This window comes from Niallia sp. CD-39, from assembly GCF_059874745.1.
Genome location: NZ_JCBCPS010000001.1, coordinates 245,071 through 260,511, shown reverse-complemented (window position 1 = coordinate 260,511; position 15,441 = coordinate 245,071). Strand labels below are relative to the sequence as shown.

The 15,441-nt window shown below is 35.7% G+C and carries 16 protein-coding genes; 13 read left to right on the top strand and 3 right to left on the bottom strand.

The genetic code is table 11. The features are described 5' to 3' along the window. Positions 1–160 precede the first annotated feature (160 nt). From AC6F34_RS01315 to AC6F34_RS01285, 7 genes are all read left to right on the top strand, one after another. Positions 161–289: a winged helix-turn-helix transcriptional regulator gene (locus AC6F34_RS01315; protein ID WP_500768183.1), complete on the top strand. Its 129-nt coding sequence runs from the start codon at positions 161–163 to the stop codon at positions 287–289. A 423-nt stretch (positions 290–712) separates the two neighbouring features. Beyond that, entirely contained in the window at positions 713–1,537 is an 825-nt protein-coding gene (locus tag AC6F34_RS01310; protein WP_500768181.1) for a lipoate--protein ligase family protein, read from the top strand. Positions 1,538–1,548: 11 nt separating this feature from the next. Continuing rightward, on the top strand, positions 1,549–2,490 hold the full coding sequence (gene lipA / locus AC6F34_RS01305; RefSeq protein WP_500768179.1) for a lipoyl synthase: 942 nt from the start codon (positions 1,549–1,551) through the stop codon (positions 2,488–2,490). Positions 2,491–2,747: 257 nt separating this feature from the next. Next, positions 2,748–3,149 carry an Rrf2 family transcriptional regulator gene (locus AC6F34_RS01300; protein ID WP_500768177.1) on the top strand — a complete coding sequence of 134 codons (402 nt, stop codon included), beginning with the start codon at positions 2,748–2,750 and terminating at the stop codon, positions 3,147–3,149. Positions 3,150–3,229: 80 nt separating this feature from the next. Continuing rightward, complete coding sequence (locus tag AC6F34_RS01295; protein ID WP_500768175.1) at positions 3,230–3,706, top strand: DinB family protein; 477 nt, start codon at positions 3,230–3,232, stop codon at positions 3,704–3,706. 185 nt (positions 3,707–3,891) lie between these two features. Continuing rightward, the gene (locus AC6F34_RS01290; protein ID WP_500768173.1) at positions 3,892–4,803 is read left to right on the top strand and encodes an NAD(P)/FAD-dependent oxidoreductase; all 912 of its coding nucleotides are present in this window, start codon (positions 3,892–3,894) and stop codon (positions 4,801–4,803) included. 458 nt (positions 4,804–5,261) lie between these two features. Then, on the top strand, positions 5,262–6,101 hold the full coding sequence (locus AC6F34_RS01285; protein ID WP_500768171.1) for a hypothetical protein: 840 nt from the start codon (positions 5,262–5,264) through the stop codon (positions 6,099–6,101). 224 nt (positions 6,102–6,325) lie between these two features. On the opposite strand, the gene AC6F34_RS01280 is transcribed toward AC6F34_RS01285, so the two are convergent. Continuing rightward, positions 6,326–6,853 carry an isochorismatase family protein gene (locus AC6F34_RS01280; RefSeq protein ID WP_500768169.1) on the bottom strand — a complete coding sequence of 176 codons (528 nt, stop codon included), beginning with the start codon at positions 6,851–6,853 and terminating at the stop codon, positions 6,326–6,328. Between the two features lie 439 nt (positions 6,854–7,292). Here AC6F34_RS01280 and AC6F34_RS01275 point away from each other — a divergent pair, with 439 nt between their 5' ends. Further along, positions 7,293–7,925 (top strand): LysE family transporter, encoded by a 633-nt coding sequence (locus AC6F34_RS01275; protein ID WP_500768167.1) that lies wholly within the window; start codon positions 7,293–7,295, stop codon positions 7,923–7,925. A 219-nt stretch (positions 7,926–8,144) separates the two neighbouring features. On the opposite strand, the gene AC6F34_RS01270 is transcribed toward AC6F34_RS01275, so the two are convergent. After that, entirely contained in the window at positions 8,145–8,330 is a 186-nt protein-coding gene (locus tag AC6F34_RS01270) for a hypothetical protein (RefSeq protein WP_500768165.1), read from the bottom strand. Positions 8,331–8,894: 564 nt separating this feature from the next. Here AC6F34_RS01270 and AC6F34_RS01265 point away from each other — a divergent pair. Together AC6F34_RS01265 and AC6F34_RS01260 are read left to right on the top strand one after the other, a co-directional pair. After that, positions 8,895–9,398 carry a DUF3189 family protein gene (locus tag AC6F34_RS01265; RefSeq protein ID WP_500768163.1) on the top strand — a complete coding sequence of 168 codons (504 nt, stop codon included), beginning with the start codon at positions 8,895–8,897 and terminating at the stop codon, positions 9,396–9,398. Between the two features lie 189 nt (positions 9,399–9,587). Further along, positions 9,588–10,151, top strand: coding sequence for a YhcN/YlaJ family sporulation lipoprotein (locus AC6F34_RS01260; RefSeq protein WP_500768161.1), 564 nt, complete (start codon positions 9,588–9,590; stop codon positions 10,149–10,151). A gap of 158 nt (positions 10,152–10,309) precedes the next feature. On the opposite strand, the gene AC6F34_RS01255 is transcribed toward AC6F34_RS01260, so the two are convergent. Then, the gene (locus AC6F34_RS01255; RefSeq protein WP_500768159.1) at positions 10,310–11,017 is read right to left on the bottom strand and encodes a class I SAM-dependent methyltransferase; all 708 of its coding nucleotides are present in this window, start codon (positions 11,015–11,017) and stop codon (positions 10,310–10,312) included. Between the two features lie 199 nt (positions 11,018–11,216). Between AC6F34_RS01255 and AC6F34_RS01250 the strand changes: the two genes are divergently transcribed. The 3 genes from AC6F34_RS01250 to AC6F34_RS01240 all read left to right on the top strand — a co-directional run bounded on the left by AC6F34_RS01250 (position 11,217) and on the right by AC6F34_RS01240 (position 15,424). Next, a complete protein-coding gene (locus AC6F34_RS01250) occupies positions 11,217–11,462 on the top strand; it encodes a heterocycloanthracin/sonorensin family bacteriocin (protein WP_500768157.1) in 246 nt (81 codons plus the stop codon). Positions 11,463–11,591: 129 nt separating this feature from the next. Continuing rightward, positions 11,592–13,496 (top strand): putative thiazole-containing bacteriocin maturation protein, encoded by a 1,905-nt coding sequence (locus AC6F34_RS01245; protein WP_500768155.1) that lies wholly within the window; start codon positions 11,592–11,594, stop codon positions 13,494–13,496. Continuing rightward, positions 13,496–15,424 (top strand): TOMM precursor leader peptide-binding protein, encoded by a 1,929-nt coding sequence (locus AC6F34_RS01240; RefSeq protein WP_500768153.1) that lies wholly within the window; start codon positions 13,496–13,498, stop codon positions 15,422–15,424. Before AC6F34_RS01245 ends, AC6F34_RS01240 begins: the two co-directional genes overlap by 1 nt. Positions 15,425–15,441: the final 17 nt, after the last annotated feature.

Below are 15,441 nucleotides of genomic sequence, written 5' to 3'. Positions count from 1 at the left end.
GTAAGATAAAAGTTGTTTAATTTACAATACAGTTTCTTGAATAGTAATAAAGTTGATTAAAGAGCGCGGGTAGTAGCACTTACTATGTAACCATATAAAAACACTTCCAAGGATTATTTCGGATAATTGCTTTCTTTTCACAGTGGAGGCAAGAAGGTTTATGGAGTTAAAGCACCTAATGCCAGACATAACAAAGAAAATGTTAACAAATAAGCTAAGCGAACCAGAAGGTGATGGAATTATCTACAGGGGAGTATATCCTGTCATTCCACCAAAAGTTGCTCATTGACTAATAAAGGAAAAAGTTTATTGCCGATATTACATTCATTTGAAGAATGGTATAACTGATGGGGGAAAAGAGATTTTTCTTATTGGAGTATATGTGCAACACTTCCATAGTTTATCGTTTCAAGGCTATCATTCAAATCGACAGTTTTTTTAAAAAAATAAAGGCATCTGTCTGTACAGATGCTTTTTTGGGAATAAAACTGGACTCAATATTATACTAGGTATTTCTTAAATTTTCAGAATAGTTTACTTGAGAGAGTTTTAGTATTAATATTTAAATTGCGAGTTTATAATCTTCTGTTTTTCTTATATTTCTAACAAAACAAACGATTCAAAATGGGGATTAGTAGAATTCATAAGTAAGTTTTTTGTGATTCAGATTAAAGGGGGAGAGTTTTTCTCAAGATATTGAGAGAAGAAATGTATGACTGAAACTTGGTTTTTTTTAGATACTGGTAAACAGTCTCCTGCCTACAATATGGCAGCAGATGAGTGCTTACTCCGATGGCATAGCGAAGGCAAGATACCACCTGTTTTGCGTTTTTATGAGTGGTTACCTGCGGGCCTATCGATTGGATACTTTCAAAAAACAGAGAATAGAATTAATCTTGAAGCAGTTGAGAAAAACGGATTCCAACTAATAAGGAGATTAACAGGAGGGCTTGCTGTACTTCATGATCAGGAGCTTACATACAGTATCATTGTCTCAGAACAGCACCCACGTATGCCAAAGTCTGTTAAAGCAGCTTATCTTGTTATTTCTAAAGGGTTGATAGAAGGCTTTCATAACCTAGGCATTGCTGCAGATTTTGCAGTGCCAAAAGATGCAGTAGCTTCATCAAAATCAAAGTCAGCAGTTTGTTTTGAAGAACCTTCATGGTATGAGTTAGTCGTTAACAACAAAAAAGCAGCGGGTAGTGCCCAAACAAGAAAGCAAGGCGTTATTCTACAACATGGTTCTATTCCCCTCACAGTTGATCAGGATACTTTGTATGACCTATTTATTTATCCTAATGAAAAAGTAAAGGAACGTGCACGATTATCTTATAAGGATAAAGCTATTTCCATTCATGAGGCAGCTGGGCGGAAGATATCTTTAGAGGAAACAAAAAAGGCACTTAAAGCTGGATTCCAAACAGGATTAGACATTGAATTGAAGCGTTTTACTCTTTCTGATGAGCAAGAACAAGAGATTCGTGAACTAATGAATAGCAAATACTTAACAGAAGAATGGAATTTATCTAGATAGGAGACGATAATATGTCAAAGCAGGATGAATACATACGTAAACCCGAGTGGCTAAAAATTAAGCTAAACACGAATAAGTCTTATAATCATTTAAAAAATTTAATGCGTGATAAAAAATTAAATACTGTTTGTGAAGAAGCAAAATGTCCAAATATATATGAATGTTGGAGTGAGCGAAAAACGGCTACATTCATGATTCTAGGGGATACATGTACGAGAGCTTGTCGCTTCTGTGCGGTTAAAACAGGTCTTCCAAATGAATTAGACTGGAATGAACCCGAGCGTGTAGCGGAATCTGTAGAATTCATGGGGCTTAAACATGTTGTCGTGACATCTGTTGCTCGTGATGATCTTAAAGATGGTGGAGCTGCTGTTTTTGCAGAAACTGTCCGTAAAATTCGCGAACGAGTACCTAGCTGTACGATTGAAATCTTGCCTTCTGATATGAAAGGAGACTATGAAAGCTTACATACACTCATGTCCGGTGGTCCAGATATTTTTAACCATAATATTGAAACAGTAAGAAGACTAACGAAAAGAGTTCGTGCCATTGCGCAATACGATCGCTCCCTAGAATTATTAAAGCGAGTCAAAGAAATTGCACCAAATACACCGACAAAATCGAGTATTATGGTTGGGTTAGGGGAGACAAAGGACGAAATCATCGAAGCATTGGATGATCTTCGTGCCCACAATGTTGATATTGTTACACTTGGTCAATATTTGCAACCAACAAGAAAGCATTTGAAAGTAGAGCGCTACTATCATCCAGATGAGTTCGTAGAGTTAAAAGAAATTGCACTTTCTAAAGGATTCACGCACTGCGAGGCTGGTCCACTTGTACGCTCTTCTTACCATGCTGATGAACAAGTCAATAAAACCTCTGCTCAACGACGTATTCAGTATATGAAGGGATATGAGGAATCCACTGGTGAAGAAATGAACTGGGGGTAAACTACTAGAAGGTAGAGTCATGGGATGAATGGTAGAACCCATGTAGTTCACATAAAATAAATCATTTAACCTTACGCTTATGGATATACAAACCTCATAAAAGGTGCATTAATCTCTACCTGAGTTGATGCACCATTGTCATTAAGTCAATTTATTCTAGCAAAATTTTGTTAGAGTTATAATATGTAAATAACTTGACGTACTGAAACATAATAGTTATTATAGACACATAAAGTCTATAATTGAGGTGATGAAGAATGAAATATTCAAAAGCTACCGATTATGCACTTCACACCATGCTCTTTTTAACAGCTGCTACCCCTCAGAAGCCGATTGGGGTACACCTATTGGCTCAGCAGCAAAAGGTGTCTCCAACGTATTTATCCAAAATACTGACCAAACTGGTAAAAGCGGGCATGATTGAATCGATCAGCGGGGTAAATGGAGGCTATCGACTTAAACGAAACTGGGAGAACATTTCGTTTTTAGACATTATCCACGCGATTGAAGGATCAGCTTCACTGTTTGATTGCAGTGTCGATCACGGTCCAAACTGTCCGATTCAAAAAGTGGTGTTATCTGCAGAAGAGAAGATGGAAGAACATTTGAGAAATCAAAAAATGTCTGACTTAGTGCGAGAATACAATATCGTTTTCTAGCACTTCTTTTTCATCTTAATTATAGATATTATTTATCTTTAATAGCTATTATAGCGAGTTCTCTAAAGGAGTGTGAAGAGATGAATTTATACGAGAAGCAGTATGAATTAGTTCGTCGGTCAAGAGAAACATTATTTTGTCATTGCGAAACAATCTCGCCTGAGGATTATGTAGAAGAAATTGAAAGCTTCGGGGCAGTATCTATCCGCAATTTACATCTGCATGTAGCCGAATGTTATTTTGTATGGTTGGGAAAACGCGGTCTTGAGAAATCAATTCCAAAAGTTAGACCACAATCAGTAGAAAATGTTGGGGATATGCGGGAGGTGTTTAAAAGGGTAGATGCTATACTAGATGAATTTTTACATGTATTTAAAGATAAAAAGGGAGATTCAACGATAAAAGAATCTTGGCAAAGTGACAGCATAGAGTTAACAGAATTATGGCTCTTTACTCACTCAATTACCCACGAATTTCATCATAGAGGACAAATCTTAAAAGCGTCAAGACAACTTGGGTATATTCCTCCGAAGATGAACCTTCCAAAACCTTTATGATCAACGGGATGAGGAGATAGTGACTGAAGCAGGTCGTGTAAGTATGTTGAAATGAGTAAATAGTAATTGCATCTTTTTTGTCATATACATAGATTTACTTTCTATATTCTTGTTTACAAATTAAGCTTATTTACAAAATCTTTAAAGAATATAATAACGATTATGAAATTTAGGAGGCTGATTATATGAATAGAATGGATGTTGTCATTATAGGAGGGGGTCCTGCTGGGTTGAGTGCAGGACTAATGCTAGGACGTGCAAGGAAGCAAACGATGATCATTGATGAGGTATGTCCTCGTAATGCAGTGACGCGAGAGGCTCATGGATTTTTGACGAGAGATCGGATAAACCCTAGAGAGCTCCGTCGGATTGCGGAGGAGCAGCTTCAAACCTATCCGTCGGTTTCATTAATAAAAGATACAGTTGTGTCAATCACCGGTAAGGATGGAGATTTTATGCTCGAAATGGCTTCAGGAGTCAGTGTATATAGCAAAAAGATCTTGTTTGCAATAGGGATGAAAGATCGTGAACTTGGAATATCGGGCTTGGCCGAAGTCTATGGAAAGAGCGCTTTTGTTTGTCCGTATTGTGATGGTTGGGAATTAAGGGATAAACCCTTAGTTGTCATAAGTAAGGGAGCCCCGCTCATGCATTTTGCTCCGTTGTTATTTGGGTGGACGAAGCAGTTTGTCATTTGCACCAATGGGCCAGATGAATTGAAAGAAGAAGAACGCAATGAATTAAGAGAACATGAAATTCAACTTTTCGATGCACCGATTTCTTCTATTATTTCTAGTGAAGGAATGGTTAAACACGTAGTCCTTGAGGATGGAACAAAAATTCAGTGTGAGGGAATTTTCTTCAAATCAGAACTCGTTCAAGGCTCGGATTTGCCGCAGTCAATAGGTTGCCGAATTTTGGATACAGGAGTAATTGAAGTCGACGAATTTGGAAAAACGAGTATTCCAGGAGTTTATGCAGCGGGTGACGCGTCTTCACTCATGCATCAGTCTATTGTTGCTGCTGCATCTGGAGCTGTAACGGCAACTGCAATTAATGGGGTACTGAATCAAGAGAGTTGGAATAAATCAAGTTAAAGCCGTAAAGTTAATAATAAACAAGAAGAACCTAAATGTATTGCAACAATGGAAGAATAAAAGTAAATAAATAATTCGATGAACCCTATTTTTAGGGTTTATTGAGATTGTAGACAAAGTCGATTTCTGACTTTGTCTGCATTTTTTTAGAGGACTTATAATCCTCCATAGTGTCTTGAAAACGCATGTCAGATTTAGCGCTCGGCCAAGTGAAGAACCGAATAGAGCACACGGTTCATAGAAGGGACCTTGATGCCAAACAACGACGTATGCGAGAGTTTATCCACTGTTGAATGTTTAAGAAAGTAAGGAGAATGTTGGTAAAAAGGGAATATAACTCTCTTTATTTTAAGAAAGCAAGTAAAGTGGATGATGGAATGAACAACAAATGTTAAATTAGCAATAAATTAGGGTAAATCATACAAATAAGAGAAATACATATAAAAGGAGAGAAATCAATGAATAAGTTTATTGGATTACTCCTAATTTCAAGTATTAGTGCAGTTTTAGTAGCTTGCGCTGAAAATAACGAAAACACTAAGGGTAGTGAAGAGGCGGAAGAAATTAGAGAGAGCGCTGAATTAGAAATTGATAATATAACAGCTGAAGAGATTATTGAAACTGCGATGGAAACTGAATCTCAGTTACAAAGTGCATTTAGGCATAATGTAATGACCTTGGGTATCGATGCAAGTGTAGATGAAAATATACCAGTGGAAGAAGAGGGTGTTGCTCAGGAAGAGGAAATTATTGAATATATTTATATTCATGAAGATGGGTTAATTAGTACAAGGACAGAGCGTGTAGTAGAAGGTCAACCGACTGAATATACAGCTGGTGATAGTGAATATAGTCTTCAATACACTGAAGGAGAAGATATTGCTTATCGTGTTGAAATGTTTGATGTAGAAGGAGATCCATCTGAAATAAACCCAATGAATAATCAGTTTAAGCAATATATGGATGAGTACGAGTTTGCCCTAAAAGGAGAAGAAGAAGTTAATGGGTATTTGACGTATCATATCAGCTTTAGTGGTGAAGACGAAGTACGTCATTTTTGGTTTGATCAAAAAACATATGAAGTAATTAGAATGGAAAATAAAGACGAGCAAAATCCTTTCAGTATAACGCTAGATGTAATCGAATTTGAGCATAATATAGATTTTGATGAAGCATTTTTCCAACTTGAAGATGTATTGCCAGAAGGTCTTGAAATTGAAGAACGTGAAGCTAGAGAGCATTTAGATGAGCAATTGAATAATATTATTGATGAACATGAAGAAAACAACGAACAGTAACAATCATTGAGTTATTAAATATAAACTAGAACGGAAAGAGAAATTAGTTAGTGTATTAGTGTAATAAAGGTCGATTCCATGAATCGACCTTTATTATGTTTAAAGAAAAAAATAGATGGTAGTGTTGTGGATAGACACATAAGAATCATAGTAGAATAGGTGAACGGATGAAAAAAATCGATTTTTGTAGTGAAGTTATCGGCAATTCATAGGGAATTAGTTCTTTACAACTTTAGTTCACCATCAATGACTTTTAAAAATCTTTTATTCCATAAGGATTCATGGTGCTTAATTATATCACCAGCTTTTAAAAATGTGCCATCTATGGTGCTTTGGGTACCTTTAAATAGAATATTATTTTGATATCCTAAACTATAAGCGGCTCTGATTGTTGTATCTAGACAAAACTCTGTTTGAGCGCCTGCAAATATAAGTTGCTCAATATGATTAACCTTTAAGTAATCTAATAGTTCAGTTTGATAGAACGAATCCCATTTGGTTTTCTGAATTATTTTATCATCTGAGCTTATTTCTAAATGTTTGTGCAACTTCCAATCTTCTTTTCCCTCAAAAAGTTGGTCATCTTCGTTTGAATCTGTATGTTGTACAAAGATAACTTGTATATTCTTATGGTGAGCCTGGTCGAGTAGCTTATTAATGTTATCCACTAATTGTTCTTTATTAAATAAATAGTTTTGCGGAGTATTAAAGAATATTTCTTGCATATCTATCACAATTAGGGCTTGTTTCATTATATCCACTTCCTATTCGTTTCTTTTTTATTATAACAATTAGATAAGGAAATGATATAAATACTTATAACACGTTTAAGAAATTTATCTAAAACAGCTGCCACCGATTGCACTAGTTTTTTCAACATCTTTTCATCAGTTAAGAAAGCTTCTTGCACACAATAATATACGTAATGAAATTCAAAAATTAATAGGGATCGGTTCTAGAAATACACCAAGTTTTTTTAAAAGTCAATGTTGTGTACCTGTTTTCTCGGATTCATCAATTTTGTTAAAATAATGACCATGCTAGAACTAACTCTGTAGAAAAGAGTATTCGAATATGAAGTTGATCCTATCATTTATAAAGTTTATATTCTATTTTTATTAGTTTTAATGTATAATAATTCATATAAACGGACGAAAGAAGCAATCTCATGTATTGAAAGAAGTGTTTAGTTTGAGTTTATATTTTGCCTATATAATGGTGGGGCTCGCTATTGCCATGCCAGTAGGAGCTATTACGGTTGAAATGACGAAGCAAGGGTTGAAAAATGGTTTTATGCACGGGTGGGCTGTAGGGCTTGGGGGTATGACGATTGATGTGCTCCTAATAATTGCACTTTATTTCGGGTTAGCTAAAGTATTATCAATTTCCTATATACAGATTCCATTATGGATTATAGGAGCAGTCTTTTTATTTATCCTAGCCTATGATTCTATCAAAAATGCCGATAAGGACATAAGTATAGCTGGTGAAAAAGTAAATAAATCCCTTTTTAAAACATATAGAAACGGCTTACTTGTTGCTGTTTCTCCAGGAAACCTAGTATTTTGGATTTCGGTTTTTGGTACAGTTTTAGCAGATTCATATGCAGGCAGTGAATCTACTAGCTTTATTATTATAGCAATGGGTATTCTTACTGGCATCCTAATACATGATATTGGCCTTTTAACGATTGTTTCATTTACTAGGAAGATAATGAATCGAAAAATGATAAAGTGGACTTCAATAGTTGCAGGAATCTTATTATTTGGATTCGGCTGCTATTTCCTATTTGAATTCTATTCTAATATAAAGTTACTTTTTTGATTTGAAATGATCGAAGCATAATAAAAAATCTAAATAGCACTAGCTAAACGTGACCCTTAGAATCAACCACTGATTCATAAAATATGTATAAATTAGATAAGAGCTTTCATAAATAATGAAGCTCTTTTCTCATTTTGAGCAAACCATTCGGATGAAATAATAGGTTAGATATAGGGTGTAGCTATATAAATATTTTTCTTTCCTATTATAATAGCTTTGTTATAACACTTCGCTCAATGTAATGATTAGTAGTAGAAAAAGTGTTCGTATTATAGGCTCAACATTTACTGCTTTCATTAGACCTAATAATATAAGACCTTGAATTGGACTCTCTTCTACTTGGATAATAACAAAAATATCTAATAATAAAAGGACATTAACTAATACTTCTTCAGAATCGTTCATATCAATTCATCCTCCAACTATTTTCTCTCTCTTTGTGTGTTTCATTAGAATTGCATTTTCTATTAAGTAAGAATTGTTGATTGATATGGGGAGATGGGTAACTTGATGTAATTTCAAGGAGAATAAAGGGAAGTAAATCAATATTTACTCTAAAATAATGGATTCGTGGTATTAGCAAAAACCGATGATGCAGTGTCTGGGCAGTAGCCGTATATAGATATTTCAACTCATTAGTCTTCCTGTTATGGTATTCCAATATTTGATGTAACGTGACTGAGAAGTTACAATGAGATATTTGTTGTGGCAAACTGTATTTATTGTCTTTCTTAACTAAGTTGAAGTTGTGGATAAAGAATACTATTCACGGATACTTTACTCCCATCGAAGGGAACTGTTAATCATATTCGTATGAACAAACAGGCAAGAGCATTGATGTTATGCCTAGAATAACATTTTTTAATCCACATTTACTCTATAATAATCTCTTTATCAGAATATATATCAGTTTAATGGAGATAATAACGGATACAAAAAATGACACTTAAAAATACAGGTGACTAATCAATGATTTTTATTTATCACGACTATGCTGGGACACATTCAACTGCTCTAGCAGCTGCATATCATCTTGGATTGATAGATGAATCAAAAAAAAACTTAAGTAAACATGAAATACTTACAATCCCATATTTCAATAACTTAAAGAAAAAAGATTCGGGAAATTTTTTCTTTCATGGAACTGATAATGATGGAAACTTTGTTTATACGGTTGGAAGAGGATCAGCTAAAGTTACTGTCAAGACAATGATAAACCTTACACACTTGTTTAAACGAACAGATGAGAAAGTTGTTTATTCGAATACGTCACCAGTAGTTCCTTTAGCCATGACACTAGGTGGATTCTTTTCCAGAGGAATTGGGATAGATACAATCGGTGTTCCTTTACTTATAAAAGGAGCACAACAAAGTTTTAAAAACATTAGAGAATTGGTTTCGAATACTAAAACGGTTGCAGCTTCTTCCGCAAATCATGTGATTTCATTAGAAAACAAGGAATTTAAGGCTTAAATTATTAACAAGTAGTATGTCAACGAGTTATTTATTAATGAATAATCAAGTTTTAACTTATAGTTTGAATTCATTCTAATCCTGATTCTAATGGTATTATGATACCCTGTAAGCCAAATAATCGCGCTAACATTATTTCCCTAAATAATATCCCTCCTAATCGTCATACTAGTATTAGGAGGGATATTAATGAAATTAAAATCAAGTCTTACTCTTTGTTTATCAAGTGTAGTTCTGGTAACAAGTTTAGTTGGATGTGGATACAACAATGGTGCAATGGAGCCTAATAATAATACAAGGCCAATAAGCGATAATTACAATCAAAGAGATAGTGACCAAAATTTAAATAACGATAATCTGAACTATACAAATATTAATTATCATAATGATTATGACGGTGAACTAGTTCAAAAAATAACTAAAAAGGTTAATGATATCAACAATGTAAACGATGCTCACGTAATTATTGACCGTAATGAAGTCTTAGTAGGTATTGACACAAGAGACAATAACAAAGGGCAAATAGAGCAAGAAGTGAAAGAAGTTGTACAACCAATGGCAACAGGGAAAAATGTCCACGTATCCACTCAAGATGAAGTATTTAAACGCATCGAAAATATTGATAATAATCTCAGAGACGGTCGCACCTATGGTGAAGTTAGATCAGATGTGAATGGAATTATGAAGGATATTAAAAAAGCAGGTAGCAATATTGGTGACGCAATTAAGCGGCCATTCGAAAACAATCATTAATAATAGTACTTGCTGTTTGCTAAAAAAATCATTTCATTTTTTTAATGAAATGATTTTTTTTATTAAGAAATAGGACTGACCTGCTCGCTCCTGGATAGCAAATATAAGATATATGTTTTAGCTATATACATCAGTGTTACTTCAAGTGATTTTGAAATCTACTTTGTACAAAAAAATACTCGATAACCCAATACACCTTCATATTTCTTTAATAGATTAAAATGCTCATACATAATGGTGAAAAGCTCAGGTTCAATATGCTCAGAATAGTTAAAATCAGCATTTGGATTGTATTGAAGCATGGATTGTTTTTGTCCACTCATATTAATGCTATTAAAACCAGCTTGTTCAATTAATAGCATCCAATCCTTCTCTGTTAGTATTGAACTAATCCCATAAAAATGTTTAACTTCTTCCTCAACAATTGGAGGAAGAGGCATGTTCGAGGTAAATTCATTTAAAATAAATCGACCACCATTTTTTAATAAGCGAAAAACTTCTTTGAGTGCTTTAGGCTTATTTACAAAACTAAGGACTGATTCGCACAAAATTAAATCAAATTGTTCATCTTTTAGGGGAATTTCCTCAATTGAACATTGAATAATTTTGACTGGCAAGTGATTATTACTCATTCTTTTTTTAGCTTTTTCCACCATGATAGGATTTATATCAATTCCTGTTACGGTTGCTCCGTATTGGTATGCTAAGTACGCAGCTGTTTGACCAGTGCCACAGCCTACATCTAAAACACGAGAATGCTCTTTTAATTTTTCAGTCGTTAGGATTTTCTTTGTTAATTCAAATCCACCAGGATGAGCCCCACCTACACCAAACTTGGATAAGAAATCTAAATAAATCGAAACCACCTTCTTCTATTTTTCTATAAAGTATGAAAAAAGAAATCCGTTGTTCATAAAGATATTTGACGTTCTTTTCCAATTAGGCTCTTTCATCAGTAACAATAACCTAAATGAATCATAATTTGTTCTAGAGAGAACTTGTAGAGCTTGATGATATCAAACTCTCTTTCTTAGTACTAAGCCTAAATATAAAGGGGAGGAAAAAATGAATAATTTTCAAAATGAACTTCAATCTCTTGGAATGGGTCAATATCAAGTGGGTGATTTAACTCCGATACAATACCAAGCACCATATCCAGTTGAGTTTAACGATATGCGCCGTTGTGGTGGCTGCGGCGGTTGTGGTCGTTGCGGTGGTTGTGGTGGCTTTCGCTGTGGAGGCTGTGGCGGTTTCCGTTGTGGTGGCTGCTTTGGTTGTTTTGGTTTTAGCTGTTTTGGCTTTTTTATTTAACCGTGCAATGTCTAAGACAGGTGTCCCTAAATACGGGGACACTTCTTTATCGTTATTCATAATGGACAAATACAAGTACATAAATTATAAGGAAAAAATATAAAACAACTAGATTGAAGGAGGGACTATATGGAAAGTTTGCACCCATCTTCACGTCTCAAAGTAAAAAACGATACATTTTTTTTACCTGACCCACATGGTGGTGTGTATTTTAGAAATAATGCAAGTTCATTTTTGATGGAAGGAGACACCATATACCAATGGATCGAAAAATTAATTCCGATGTTTAATGGGGAGTACACGTTAGAAGAACTGACTACAGGATTAACAGCTCCTTATCGAAAAAGGGTTTATGAAATTGGTGAAGCTTTGTACGTGAATGGCTATGTTCGAGATACAAGCCGAGATCAGCCCCATCAATTGCAATCAAACGTTTTAAAAAAATTTGCATCACAAATAGAATTTATTGAGAACTTTGTTGATTCTGGTGCATACCGATTCCAAAAATATCGTCAAGCTAAAGTCCTCGCGATTGGTTCAGGTCCGTTGTTTGTTTCACTGATTGAGTCATTACTCCATTCTGGACTTCCGAAATTCCACATAACAGTGACAGATTCAGTCCATACAAATGGTCTACGTATTGAGGAATTAGTGAATCACACGAAAATAGAAGATTCTGAAGTGGAAGTGAAGGAAATTCCTTTAAGGAAGGGGAAGGAATTTTGGCGAGAAGCCGTGCAACCATATGACTGGATCTTATATGTGTCTCAAAATGGAGATGTAAACGAACTTAAGTATTTAAATCAAATCTGTAAAGAAGAAAAGAAGGCGTTTCTCCCTGCAATATATTTAAGCCATAAAGGACTTGCAGGACCTCTGGTTGATCCAGAATTAGAGGGGTGTTGGGAATCTGCTTGGCGTCGAATTCATCAATGCACATTAAAACAAGAGCAAGAGCATCAGTCCTATTCGTCAACAGCAGGAGCAATGCTCGCGAACATTATTGTATTTGAACTTTTTAAAAAGATAACCACAACGGTACGAACAGAAGAGAACAACAGATTTTATCTACTTGATCTTGAAACACTGACTGGCGACTGGATATCATACTATTTACATCCATTAGTCGAAAATACAACACACTTACCTAGACTTGTAGAAGATCTTGATATCGCACTCCAGCAAGACCAGGCTAATCAAAAGAATGCGAACAAACTTCTAGAATATTTTAGTTTATTAACAGCAGAAGAAACAGGAATTTTCCATTTATGGGAGGAAAGAAATTCAAAGCAGCTCCCGCTTTCACAATGCTATGTTCAAGCGGTAAATCCGCTGTCTGACGGACCAACGAACCTCTTAGAAAGGGTGTTATGTTCAGGTTTAACCCATGAAGAGGCAAGAAGAGAAGCTGGGCTGACTGGTATTGACATGTATGTTTCACAAATGATGAAAGGCAAAGTTGAAGGATTTATAGGCATTGGAGCAGGGGAAACAATCGAAGAAGCTATCTGTCGCGGGTTACAAGCCTACTTAGAAGAGGAATTGAAGAACAACCAGTTTTCAGAGCAAAATATGATGTTTCCTTTACATTTGAAGGCAATTGATGACCCTCATTGCAGGTTTTATTTACAATCTCTTACTACGTTACATGGTGAACCTACGATCAGCCTGGCAAAAGAAATTATAGGTTTTCCTGTCATATGTGTAGAGTCTCTGGGATGCCAGTACTTAGGCATTGGTTTAAATACAACTTTAGCTTTACGAGGTGCGTTGCAGAAAGCACTTTTCGAAATTCAAAATGAGGGGGCTTTCACGGAGAAGAGAACAGAGCCAGTCTCTTATTTATCTGAAATAGGAAAACTCGAAATTCCATCTTGTGAGAAACAAACTAAAATGGAGCAGTTACAAATCTCTATTCAAAACTTAAATCGACAGAACAAAAACATAGTTGTTTATGATCTTTCGTTCGAATCTTTTTTGAAAAAGGAATTGGCAGGAGTATTTGGCGTACAGATACGTGAGGAGGTACGTTAATGATTGTAATCTACGGACATGGTATTATAGCTGATTTTGTCTACGAACAATTGTCCACTAACTACCGAGTAGCAAGGCAAAGTATGTTAGAAGTAGTCCCAGAAGAAACAAAAATAGCTATAGTATTGCATGATGCATCGGATATCCAGATTCATCAAAAAGCAGAAGAAAGATTCAGAGACACAAATATTTCATGGATTCGCGCATTTGTTTCATTCGGAGAAGGTATCATTGGACCATTCGTGCAACCAGGAAAACGAGGATGTTCACGATGTGCTGATATAAGGCGCATTATAGCAGGTTCAGATTCGAAAGAAATGATAGGACTTCAGCACAAATTAACAGGAGAAAGTCAACCTCGTGATGCATGGGCTTCGCGAACAGGTCTATTGCAATTGGCAATTATACTGTGTAACGAAGTACACCATATTTTACAAGGAGAGCCTAGTAGCTTAGATAATAAACTGTTCATTTTGAATCTTAAAACGTTGATGAACTCATCGCATCGTTTTTCTTTTGATCCAATGTGCCCTCTTTGCAGTACAATCCCTGATGATGCTCCTGATTTAGCACATATCAACCTGGCATCAAGTCCAAAAGTACAAGATGCTGGCTATCGCAGCCGCTCAATTGATGAGTTACAATCCGTACTTGCCAGAGATTATTATGATCACCGAACTGGTGTTTTAAATGGAAAGATGCAAGATTGGACGTTACCATTTGCAGATGTTTTTATGAACATGCCACTTTTTGGCGCAGATGAGGGAGTAGCAGGAAGATCCAATTCTTATGAAATGAGTGAGTTAACAGCCATTTTAGAAGGTTTAGAACGATATTGTGGGATTGAGCCACGAGGAAAGCGAAGAGTGGTTCGTAATAGTTATAATAATGTTAAGGATCAAGCGCTAAACCCTGTAGCTGTTGGTTTACATGAAACAGAACAATATGAGAAGTCTCACTTTCCATTTAAACCATTTCAGCCTAATAAACCAATGGATTGGGTATGGGGCTATTCGTTTTTACAGGAACGACCGATTCTTGTACCAGAATTGCTTGCCTATTACAGTTTAGGCTGTGGGGAAGGTTTTGTTTATGAGACCTCTAATGGATGTGCAATAGGGGGCAGCTTAGAGGAGGCTATTTTTCACGGTATTATGGAAGTAGTTGAACGTGATTCATTCTTACTAACTTGGTACGCTAAACTTTCACTACCTCGTCTTGATCTAGGTTCTGCTGACGATAAAGAATTGCAACTGATGGTCAATCGTGTTCGTGAGGTTGCAGGATATGATCTGCTATTCTACAATTCAACGATGGAACTTGAGATACCAAGTGTATGGGCAGTAGCCAAAAATAGAAAAAGTACAGGGGTAAACCTCATTTGTGCAGCTGGTGCTAATCCTGATCCCGTGAGAGCAGTCAAAAGTGCGATTTATGAACTAGCAGGAATGATGTTTGTTCATGATCAGAAATTAGCAGAAAACCGCAAGAAATACGAAGAAATGCTAGAAGATCCGTATAAAGTGCGAACAATGGAGGATCATGGCATGCTGTATGGTTTGCCAGAAGCAGAAGAATACTTAGAATTCTTACTGAATAATAAGCATTCGTTACAGAGTTTTGAAGAGGCGTTCAAGAAACCACCAGCACATACAGATCTGAAAGATGACCTTCAGGAAATTCTGAAAACATTCCGCCATTGTAACCTTGAAGTCATCGTTGTTGATCAAACAACACCGATTATTAAAGAGAACGGGTTGTACTGTGTAAAAGTGATCATTCCTGGAATGCTGCCGATGACATTTGGACATCATCTAACGAGAGTAAAAGGGCTTGATAGAGTACTTAATGTACCGGAGCAGCTAGGGTTTAGGGAGAAACCATTAACACCTGAACAACTTAATCCACATCCACATCCTTTTCCATGATGGAAGAATAGGGGGAC